The sequence below is a fragment of the Pseudomonas sp. URMO17WK12:I12 genome (assembly GCF_000514395.1).
Lineage (GTDB): Bacteria > Pseudomonadota > Gammaproteobacteria > Pseudomonadales > Pseudomonadaceae > Aquipseudomonas > Aquipseudomonas mucoides.
In genome coordinates, this window is record NZ_AZVV01000020.1 from 112,759 (window position 1) to 123,136 (window position 10,378).

Genomic DNA, 10,378 nt, shown 5'->3' on the forward strand with positions numbered 1-10,378 from the left:
CGCATGGTGTCCCGCGTGTGCCCGAAGGCGTGTTTCTTATTAGAGTGTTTTGTTGCTGTGGCGCCAGAGAGTATCGACTGCTGAACGACTGATCAACAGCCCGTCGTCTGGACGCAAAACCGTTGGCGACCGCCCGCTTGCAATCCGTCGACCCAGGCTTCGCAAATCTGGATGCCCTGCTCCGGCGTGAACGTGCCGGGGTTGAGGCCCGACTCCAGCCACAAACCGTCGAGCAAGGCGCTGAGGCTGATGGCGGCGAGATCGGCGTCAAAATTTTCCCAGTTTTCTTCCTGTGCCAGATCGGTCAGGACCTTGCGCAGGATGCCGCGGTACTCGCCGTAGGAATGTTCGTGTGCGAGGTTGATCGACTCGGCGGTACGCACCGCGCCCCAGAATGCCAGCCAGGCGTCGATCAATTGCGGATCGAGCAATTCGGCGGAAAACGAACCGCGGAAGAATGCCGACAGTCGTTCGCGGGCGTTGGGTGCCGCATGGGCCATGGCCTCGCGCAGCAGGCTCATGACGCGGCCGGTGATCGCGCGGTAGGCCTCGGCCACCAGTTCATCCTTGCCAGAATAGTGATGGCTGATCAGCCCGACCGAAACACCGGCCTCGGCGGAAATCTTGCGGATCGAGGCGCCCTGGAAACCGTGGCGCTTGAGGCACACCAGCGTCGCCTCGATCAGATTGGCCTTGCGCAACTCCGGCTCCATGCGGGAAAAACGGGCTTCCTGACTCATGCGCGACACTCTCCGTGGGATCAATCGTTAGGGACGCGGTGGGTTAATCCGCGCGCTGAACGACTGTACAGCAAGAGGGTGGAAAGTCTCTAGTCGGTTGCAGGGTTCTGAGACGGTGTCGCGCCCATCGCGGGCAAGCCACGCTCCCACATTTGATCTGAGTGCCCCCGATTATTTGTGCCCGACACAAAACCCTGTGGGAGCGAGCCTGCTCGCGAAGGGGCCAGCCCGATCAATAGAGGAACATCGGTCAATCCCGATAACCCGGCGCCACCCGATCAAGCAATCGCAGCATCGCAGCCCAAGCCAATTGCATGGCATCCGGGTCACTCAACTCGCCTTCTTCCAGCGGCCGGCCAGGGTCATTGAACTGGCGCTCGGTGTGTTCGCAAACCTCCGCCGACGGCAACACCAACTCACCCGCTGCCTGCGCGGCAAGCTGAATTTCGCAAGCTTTCTCCAGATAATACATGCGTAAAAACGCCTGGCTGACGGTCTCCCCCACAGTCAACAAACCATGGTTGCGCAGCATCAACACCGGCTTATCACCAAGGTCCCGCACCAGACGTTCCTGCTCACCCATGTCCAGCGCCACCCCTTCATAATCGTGGTACGCAACCCGGCCATAGAACTCCATCGAGATCTGGTTCACCGGCAACAACCCACACTTCAACGCCGCGACCGCACATCCGGATTTGGTATGGGTGTGCAGCACGCACTGCGCGTCTTCACGAGCCCCGTGAATCGCGCTGTGAATCACAAACCCCGCCGGATTCACCGGGTACGGCGACGCCTCCACGGCATGGCCATCCAGGCCAATCTTCACCAGGTTGGACGCGGTGATTTCATCGAACATCAACCCATACGGATTGATCAGGAAGTGATGCTCAGGCCCCGGTATCCGCACCGAGATGTGGGTAAAGATCAGATCGGTCATGCGAAAGTGCGCGATCAATCGGTAGCAGGCGGCCAACTCCTCACGCAGGTGTTGCTCGGTGGCGCTGCGCTGAGAAAACGTGGCGATCTCGTTCATTGTTCTAGGTCTCCAGGCTGATCGACTGCGCGAAACAGTAAGGCTGGACGCGCTGCCACGTCCAGCCGCTTGCGATTACTTGCTGGCCCAGGCGTTGAAGCGCTCTTCAAGTTCTTCACCGTGATCCACCCAGAACGCCACGTCCATAGACAGCGCACCCTTCAGGTTTTGCGGCGCGGTGGGCACCCATTGCGCGAGTTTGCTGTCCAGTTTGGCGGCGGCTTCGGTATTGGTCGGGCCGTACGGAATCTGCTCGACGTACTTGACCTGAGCATCCGGCTGATTGGCGAAGGCGATAAAGCGCTTGGCCTGATCGACATGTTTCGAGCCTTTGATGATCGCCCAGTAATCCATGCCATACAGACTGCCCGGCCAGACCAGCCCGAGGTGACTGCCGTTTTGCGCGGCCGCGGCCACACGTCCGCTGTAGGTCGAGGTCATCACCACATCCCCGGCCATCAGCCATTGCGCCGGTTGCGCGCCGGCTTCCCACCACTGAATGTAAGGCTTGAGCTGGGTGAGTTTGGCGAAGGCGCGGTCGACACCTTGCGGGGTGTTCAACACGGAATACACGTCCTCGACTTTCACCCCGTCGGCCAGCAAGGCGAATTCCAGGTTGTACACCGCGCGTTTACGCAGGCCACGCTTGCCGGGGATTTTCTGCACGTCCCAGAAATCTGCCCACGACGTCGGGGCCTGCGCCAGTTTCTGCGTGTCGTAGGCAATCGCCACGCTCCACACCAGCGCCGCCGAACCGCACGCCTGTGCCGCATCGGGTATCAGTTGATCGACGCGGCCGAGTTTGCTCCAGTCGAGTTTCTCGTACATGCCTTCATCGCAGCCGCGCATCAAGTCCGGGCCTTCGATCTGCACCACGTCCCAATCAGCATTGCCGGTATCGACCATCACTTTGATCCGGGCCATCTCGCCGTTGTATTCACTCTGGATCAGCTTGCTGTGATCCGCGACGCTGAACGGCTGGAAAAACGCCACATCCTGGGCTTTCTGGCCGGCACCGCCGTAACCTACCACCACCATGTCCGGTGCTGCCTGAGCGCTGCCCAGGCCCATGGCCAGGGACAGCATCAAGGGATAAAAACCGTGCTTGAGCGTGTTCGATTTCATCAGTGGTTCCTCTTGCAGGTGCCACGCGACTCAACGCCGCCGTGACCCTTTTTTATTGTTGTGAGGTTCGCCCCAGGTGCGGGCGCCAAATGAATCTACTGTGAGCAACAGTAAAAAAACAAGTTGATTTTTTACTGAAGGTAAATTTCTATAGGCAAATAATAACAACGCCGAAAACCCGGCCTTTCGGCTTCAGCCTGCCCGGAGTACCCGCACCATGCCGTCCTCTTCCGCCGCTTTTGCACACCTGTTCGAACCCTTGCAGCTGCGGGGCAAACGCCTGAAAAATCGCATCATGTCCAGCGGTCACGACACGTCGATGCCCACCGACAACCTGGTCAACGAGCAACTGATCGCCTATCACACCGCGCGAGCCGAAGGCGGTGTCGGGCTGATCGTGCTGCAAGTGGCCGGGGTGCATGACAGCGCGCGGTACACCTCGCACGTGCTGATGGCGACCGATGACGCGTGCATCGAGGGTTATCGAAAGATTGCCGAGAGCTGCCACGCACACGGCACCGTGGTGCTGTCGCAGATCTTCCACCCGGGGCGCGAAATCATGGAGTCCAGCGATGGCCTGCTGGCCGTCGCGTACTCGCCATCGGCGGTGCCCAACGAACGCTTCCGGGTGATGCCGCGGGCGCTGGATCAGACGATGATCGACGAGATCGTTGCCGGTTACGGGGCGGCGGCCCGACGCTTGTATCAGGCCGGAATCGACGGCGTCGAAGTGGTCGCCAGCCACGGTTACCTGCCGGCGCAATTCATCAATCCACGGGTCAACCGTCGCACCGATGGCTACAACGGTGAGCTCGACCAGCGCCTGCGTTTTCTGCGCGAAGTGATCGCCGCCGTGCGCGCCAACACCGACGAGCATTTCATCATCGGCCTGCGCATCTCCGCCGACGAACGTGATCCCGAAGGGCTGACCGAAGACGAATCCTTATCGGCCGTGCAATCGCTGCAACCGCTGCTGGATTACGTGCACATTGTTGCCGGCACCTCGGCTTCCTTGGGCGGCGCGGTGCACATCGTGCCGCCGATGGCGATCGAAGCGGCGTACCTGGCCAAGGAGGCCGGAACGTTCAAGGCCGGCCTGTCGATTCCGCTGTTCGTCACCGGGCGCATCAACCAGCCGCAGGAAGCCGAGTTGATTCTGTCGCGCGGTCAGGCCGATGTCTGCGGCATGACCCGCGCGCTGATCTGCGACCCGCAAATGCCCAACAAGACCGACACCGGCCACGTCGAAGATGTGCGCGCCTGCATCGCCTGCAATCAGGCCTGTATCGGTCACTTCCACAAAGGCTTGCCGATCTCCTGCATCCAGCACCCGGAAACCGGGCGCGAATTGATCTTCGGCCAACGGCAACCGGCGAAGCAACGTAAACGCATCATGATCGCCGGCGGTGGCCCCGCCGGCATGAAGGCTGCTGCCGTCGCCGCCCAGCGCGGACACGACGTAACTCTGTACGAAGCCAACTCGCAACTCGGCGGCCAGGTTTTGCTCGCGCAACTGTTACCAAAACGCGCTGAATTCGGCGGCGCCAGCACCAACCTGCAACGGGAAATGGAACTGGCCGGCGTGCGCGTGGTGCGCAACACCCGCGTCGACCGGGCGCTGGTTGAGCGCGAACGGCCGGACATGGTAATCGTCGCCACCGGTGCCGAACCGTATTGGCCGGCGTTCGAGCGCGGCGGTAACTTGCAGGTGGTCGACGCCTGGCAAGTGCTGCGCGACGAGGTACAAATCGGTCGTTCGGTGATGGTGGTCGACTGGCGCTGCGACTGGATCGGCCCCGGCATCGCCGAACGCCTGGTCCGCGCCGGGCATCAAGTGCAACTGGCGGTCAACGGCACCCATTGCGGGGAAAACCTGCCGCTGTACGTACGCGATCAACTGGCCGGCGAACTGCACAAGCTCGGCATCCCGATCACCCCCTACGCCCGCCTCTATGGCTGCGACGACAACACCGTCTACCTGCAACACACCGCCAGCGGCGAGCCGATGATCTTCGAAAACATCGACACCCTGGTGCTCTGCCAGGGCCATCAACCCGTCGATACCCTCGGCGCAGAACTGCAAGGACTGGTGGAGTTTCGCCGCATCGGCGACTGCCTCGCCCCGCGCACCGCCGAAGAAGCCATCTACGAGGGTTTGAAAGTCGCCTGGGAGCTTTAAGGCTGTTTATACTCCGGGGTTTTGCGAACCCCGGTTTGGAGCACGCCATGAGCAACAGCAGCAAGATGCAGCCTGCCACCGGCGCGCCCATACAGGACGCCGCCACGCCTTCGGCGGAACCGCATTTTCTCGGCACTCGGATTCGAGGCTTGCGCAAACGCCGGGGCATGACCCTGGCCGAACTGGCGCAGATGAGCGAATTGACAGCGGGCTACATCAGCCAGCTCGAACGCAACCTCGCCTACCCTTCCATCCCGGCCCTGTTCAACATCGCCCGGAGCCTGGGCGTGACCATTCAATGGTTCTTCGCCAGCGAAACGCAAACGGCGCCGGAAGATGACGGCATTGTCGTGCGCAAAAACACCCGGATGAGCGTGCATTACGAAGACGGCATCGTTGATCACCTACTGACGCCGCAGCCGAATCGGCAACTGGAGATGCTGCACTCACGGTTTCCGCCGGGGGCTTACAGTCAGCAAAGTTACAGCCATGAAGGTGAAGAGGCGGGGTATGTGCTGTCGGGCAGTTTTGAGTTGTGGGTCGGGGAACGGCACTTTTCGCTGGGTGAAGGGGATAGCTTTAGTTTTTCCAGCCAGGAACCGCATCGGTATGGGAACCCCGGGGAGGTGGATGCGGTGGTGATTTGGGTGGTGACGCCACCTACGTTTTGAGGGTTTGGCATTGGCCGCCGAATGTCAGCTCACAGGCTCTTCTGTTGAGTTGAATCATCAGCAGACAGGATGAGCGGCGGCTGCGCTACCAGCTCTGAATCGGTATCAGCGTTCGCTTGAGGTTGGGGTTTGGCGGTGAACAATGGGGCTAATAGTCGCCGTATACCTTCTTCAATGAATGAAAGAAGTCCGAAGGTGATGAAGCCGAAAATCAGCCCGGCGACCAGAATACTCAGCGGGTGTATTCGGGAGGCGTCAGTGCTGTCCATCATGTAAAAGAAAGCCTGAACACCGGCGGCTACGCAGGCCGCTACGGCTGTTATCAGCTTCACAGACAACCAAAGCCGTTGCCATTTGTTCATGCGTCCTCCGTCATCCGGATATTTGTTGTGTATTGCATGATAGCTAATGACGTGGATTTGCCTTGTTTCCTGAATTTGGAATGGTGCTTCGCGGTTATCGCTTGGCGGTAGTGATACCGGATTGGTGGACTATCACGGTCGTCATTCGGTACCGCGTGCTAGGCGGGTCGAGAGATTGGCACGCGTATCCAGATAATCAGTGACGGCCACTTCAAATGCTTCTCGAAGCTCCCGTACTGACTCGCCATGAAAGCCAACGATATCCTTGATGCACGTGATGTGGCCGACAAACAGGCTGTCTTCGTCGCTGTATTCAATGCGGGCGGTATAGCCTTGGTAATTCATCACATTCACGGGGTGACTCCTGCTTGTTCAAGGAAAATTCGCGCACCACGATCCAGCTAGTTTTTCTTATTTGAGCGTCTAACACCCGCGGCTCCGAGCAGTCGCTCCATGTTTGGCGTTCAGGTTTTCTGTTGCGCGGTTAGCAGACTATCCGAGTGACTCTTGATGAAGTTGTAGGCAAAATCCGAGAGTTGCGTAAGAGGGTACGCTTGCTCTGCTTTTGGGCAAGTTACCTCCTTGTTGGTCATATCTGCGTCGGGATACTCTCCAGACGTCGCTGCACATTCAGCGATCGGGAGTGAGACCCCGGGTACCAATCAAGGCGCAAAGCGCCACAGAACCCATCGCGGTGTTTTTTTCGACTGCGATACGGTTTTATGGCGGCTGTGCGTGGAAGGCCTTCGGGCCTACCGGTTGCCTTGATTGCCGGGTCTCACACCACGCACGGCTGCCACCCAAGCTTTTGAGACGGCTAAGTGGCAGTTCCTCAAATCAAGGGAACTGATAATGAACAAAATAAATCCGTCTAAAAATCATCCTTTCGCTCACCGCTGCTCTGCACAACATAGCTTCCCGCTTCGTCGCCCTCACCTGTGCATCAATGGAGGTGGCAAATGAGCGAATCAACGGAAGCAAAAACCATTGGCTTCACCCCTATCTATTGCTCAGACAATGCAATGTTCCACGTCAGCGCGGGTGTGCCCATCAGTGTTGCATTGGCACAGGCCTCGGACTTCCTGTTCCTGGCCAAGGCACTCACAGAGGACGCAGCTTATGCAAAAGACACCGACCGTCATGCTTGGGCTGCGCACTATTTGACTTCGATGGGAAAAGCGCTAATCGATGATATGGTGAAGGCTGTTTCGCCACGGCCTGTTCGGAAGAGTGAAAAGACAGCAAGTTAGTGCCCCGCCACTCTGAGTATTCGCCCGAGATATCAGGGGCTTCCAACTCTGGTTGAAAGCGCAGCTAAAAATTCCCTGAGCGAAACATCAGAAACGAAAAAGCCCCGTAACTTTTCAGCTACGGGGCTTTTTCTATGTATGGCGGAGAGATAGGGATTCGACCCCCTTCTAGTATCCCTGTAGGCCGCTTAAGGCCAGAAATTACGGTACTTTCATCTTTTGCTCATGGCGGTCTGCGGCCTATGGCGGCCCTGAGTTTGCCCTAAACCTCCTCATCGCTACCGCTGCTATGCAGTCCGTCCGTCTGTCTGCTAGCAAAATGGGTACACTTAGCCATCACACACAAGGAGCGTTACCGATGCAAATGAGTGAAGCGGTAGAAGTGATTCAGGTCGCTGGTGCTAGCAGTGCCAATACTAAGCTCGCCGAAGGTTGGAAACTGTTAGCTGTCACCTCAGCCGGCAACGGGCAGAACGATGGAAAAACATTCGTTTGGTATGTTCTGGGCAAACCATCCGCTCCAGCTGCCCAGGCACCGCGATCACCAAGTGCACGGACGATCGAGGCCATGGCCGCAGCCCAAGAAGCCCTCAAAGACGTCGAGTAGCCCCGAGCGAGCGATACCAGCGCCGCCAGCATGAATGGAGAGGAATGAGACTTACTGCCGTCCTGCCCTTTGCCGCTGGAAGGCGTATAAGTAGGCGAAGTGATACTCAAAGCAGGATGACTAGAATGGATTTAGATGAGTTTTTACGGGCGCCTCGCGAAAGTCTAAACATAGAACTAAAAGCCTGGATTGATCCCTCAACCCCAGAGGGAAAGGCAAAGATTGTTAAAGCTGCAATTGCTCTGCGAAATTTCAACGGTGGGCACCTGGGGATCGGAGTTTCCGATGAGGGTGTTCCGTTAACCTCAGAGGCTCCAGAAAATTTAGATAACCAGTTTCACCAGGATACGATCCAAGCTCTAATTACTCGACATTCGTCAGAGACCTTTGAAATATCTGTCGAATTCGGAAACTTTCAGGGAGTGCGATTTCCATTCATAGTGATTCCGTCCGGAGCACGAACTCCCGTTGCTGCTAAAGTTGGAATTTTAGATCTAAGGGTTCCACCAAGAGAGTTAGTTAAAAAAGACACGGTCTACGTCCGAACCTTAGGTGCGAACAACACACCTAGCACCGCTGCAGCACTATTCAGCGACTGGCCGCAAATTATGAATGTGTGCTTCGACAACAGAGAAGCAGATATCGGAAACTTTGTAAGACGACACCTTACGGGTTTAGATATCCCAGGTTTACTCGCACAATTTGGCGGTGATCCGATAGAACCAGAGACAGCAGTAATTGATGCCTTTCTAAATGAGTGCCGTCAAAGATTTCTAGAAATTCCGAAAGCTGACGATGTAAGGGATCTGGGTCAAGGACGGGTTGAGTTCGCATTCATAATCAACAGTGCAGAGGTTCGGCAAGGGGTAAGAGCCGATGATAATTTCTTATCTTCGTTCATGTACGCTAACCCTCATCACTCCGGGTGGCCTTTGTGGATGGATACGCGCGGCTTTTCTCAACCTCGTGATAGACCAAGAACTCGCTCGGGAGGCTGGGAGGCGCTAATCGAGGATTACGTCGGCTCATTCATAGTACCCCATTTAGACTTTTGGAGAGTCGAACCCCCAGGTCGCTTTTACCACGCTCGCGTTTTACTAGATGATGCGATCGCCATTAAGAATGGTAAAGAACCCAACCAGTTTTTCTCCATGGACTTTGCAATTAGCGGCGTAACAGAGGCTATATCGGCAGCGATTTCTTTCGCTAAATCCATGGGGTTTCGAGCTAACGATACAACTTTGGAATTTGCATTCCGCTGGAGTGGATTAGCTGGACGACAACTCAGCTCATATAATGTAGGGCGTTACTTCTCTCCCGGAAGAATATGTAGCGATGAAGAAATAGTTAGCCACATCAAAATCCCCCTCGACCTCGCCCCTTCATCAATACCATCGTTAATCCCTGACGTAGTTGGCGACCTCTTTAGCTCATTTAACGGAATGAGCTTTTCAAACACCGCTATTGAAGAGATAGCGAGCGAGCAATTGAACAAAAAGGTTTAAACCACATCTACTTTTGACACGAACCCTCAGCATCAAGCTTCCCAAGCTGATAACGAGGGTTCGATTCCCTTCACCCGCTCCACTATTTTCAAGGCCTCCAGCCTTCTTCGCGTCAACCAGGTGTCTATTAAGATGTCTGTTTCCGTTTTTATCAGACTCCGAACGAATAGAAGCAGACACCAGCGCTTCAACAACACCCGAACCAGCAGTAAGAAATCCATACCGCAATCTGAATGATTCGTGCGTCTATACGCGTAGCCCGATACGTAGCTTATTGTAGGAAAAATCTGATTTTTCACCCCGCCAGTATCCCCGTGCCGATTTTCACATTGAGGTAATCAAGCGAATCCTTCACCATCCTTCATCCTGAGTCGTTTCAATGGATGGAATTCAAGGCATGCTGGACGCTAACGCAATCCATATTTTCCTCACACTGGAAGGCGTTTCCGCCGACCTACAAGTGCTCAGTTTCGTCGGCCGTGAAGCCCTCAACCAGCCGTTCTGTTTCGACATCGAGCTGGTCAGCGCCCGCCCCGACCTGAAACTCGAAGACATTCTGCACAAACCAGGTTGCCTGACCTTCGGCGCAACCGGCAAAGGCCTCATCCACGGCCTGGTCTATCGAATCGAGCAAGGCGACTCGGGTAAAAAACTGACCCGCTACAGCATCAGCCTGTGCCCGCAATTGGCGTACCTGCGCCACAACCACGACCAGCAAATCTTCCAGCAGTTAAGCGTGCCGAAGATCATCGCGCAGGTCCTGGAAGCGCGCGGCATCCTCGCGGACGCCTACAGTTTTCAGCTCGGTGCGGTTTACCCGGACCGCGACTACTGCGTGCAGTACGACGAATCCGACCTGCATTTCATCCAGCGCCTGTGCGAAGAAGAAGGCATTCACTTCCACTT

General features: G+C 56.6%; 10 protein-coding genes, 1 tRNA gene and 1 pseudogene. 7 read left to right on the top strand and 5 right to left on the bottom strand.

Translation table 11 applies throughout. The annotated features are described in order from the left end of the window. Positions 1-92 precede the first annotated feature (92 nt). The 3 genes from D882_RS0125710 to D882_RS0125720 all read right to left on the bottom strand — a co-directional run bounded on the left by D882_RS0125710 (position 93) and on the right by D882_RS0125720 (position 2,898). A complete protein-coding gene (locus D882_RS0125710; RefSeq protein ID WP_027925899.1) occupies positions 93-740 on the bottom strand; it encodes a TetR family transcriptional regulator C-terminal domain-containing protein in 648 nt (215 codons plus the stop codon). A 250-nt stretch (positions 741-990) separates the two neighbouring features. Further along, entirely contained in the window at positions 991-1,773 is a 783-nt protein-coding gene (locus D882_RS0125715; protein WP_027925900.1) for a class II aldolase/adducin family protein, read from the bottom strand. Positions 1,774-1,848: 75 nt separating this feature from the next. Further along, positions 1,849-2,898, bottom strand: coding sequence for an ABC transporter substrate-binding protein (locus D882_RS0125720; RefSeq protein ID WP_027925901.1), 1,050 nt, complete (start codon positions 2,896-2,898; stop codon positions 1,849-1,851). Between the two features lie 217 nt (positions 2,899-3,115). Here D882_RS0125720 and D882_RS0125725 point away from each other — a divergent pair, with 217 nt between their 5' ends. Together D882_RS0125725 and D882_RS0125730 are read left to right on the top strand one after the other, a co-directional pair. Next, positions 3,116-5,077: an FAD-dependent oxidoreductase gene (locus tag D882_RS0125725; RefSeq protein WP_027925902.1), complete on the top strand. Its 1,962-nt coding sequence runs from the start codon at positions 3,116-3,118 to the stop codon at positions 5,075-5,077. Between the two features lie 65 nt (positions 5,078-5,142). Then, positions 5,143-5,748, top strand: coding sequence for a cupin domain-containing protein (locus D882_RS0125730; RefSeq protein WP_050590239.1), 606 nt, complete (start codon positions 5,143-5,145; stop codon positions 5,746-5,748). Positions 5,749-5,777: 29 nt separating this feature from the next. Here D882_RS0125730 and D882_RS0125735 read toward each other — a convergent pair whose 3' ends face one another. Further along, positions 5,778-6,110, bottom strand: a complete 333-nt coding sequence (locus D882_RS0125735) for a hypothetical protein (RefSeq protein ID WP_027925904.1) — start codon at positions 6,108-6,110, stop codon at positions 5,778-5,780. Positions 6,111-6,281: 171 nt separating this feature from the next. Next, a pseudogene (locus tag D882_RS01000000131420) lies at positions 6,282-6,464 on the bottom strand (toxin-antitoxin system HicB family antitoxin); the annotation flags it as partial. 605 nt (positions 6,465-7,069) lie between these two features. Between D882_RS01000000131420 and D882_RS0125750 the strand changes: the two are divergent. The 5 genes from D882_RS0125750 to vgrG all read left to right on the top strand — a co-directional run. Further along, positions 7,070-7,360: a DUF3077 domain-containing protein gene (locus D882_RS0125750; protein WP_027925905.1), complete on the top strand. Its 291-nt coding sequence runs from the start codon at positions 7,070-7,072 to the stop codon at positions 7,358-7,360. A gap of 358 nt (positions 7,361-7,718) precedes the next feature. Beyond that, entirely contained in the window at positions 7,719-7,967 is a 249-nt protein-coding gene (locus D882_RS0125755) for a hypothetical protein (protein ID WP_027925906.1), read from the top strand. Between the two features lie 125 nt (positions 7,968-8,092). Beyond that, complete coding sequence (locus D882_RS0125760) at positions 8,093-9,472, top strand: helix-turn-helix domain-containing protein (protein WP_027925907.1); 1,380 nt, start codon at positions 8,093-8,095, stop codon at positions 9,470-9,472. After that, positions 9,443-9,554, top strand: a tRNA-Gly gene (locus D882_RS1000000132755). The genes D882_RS0125760 and D882_RS1000000132755 overlap by 30 nt, the downstream gene beginning before the upstream one ends. A gap of 315 nt (positions 9,555-9,869) precedes the next feature. After that, a partial coding sequence (gene vgrG / locus D882_RS0125770; protein ID WP_027925909.1) for a type VI secretion system tip protein VgrG occupies positions 9,870-10,378 on the top strand: 509 nt, incomplete at its 3' end.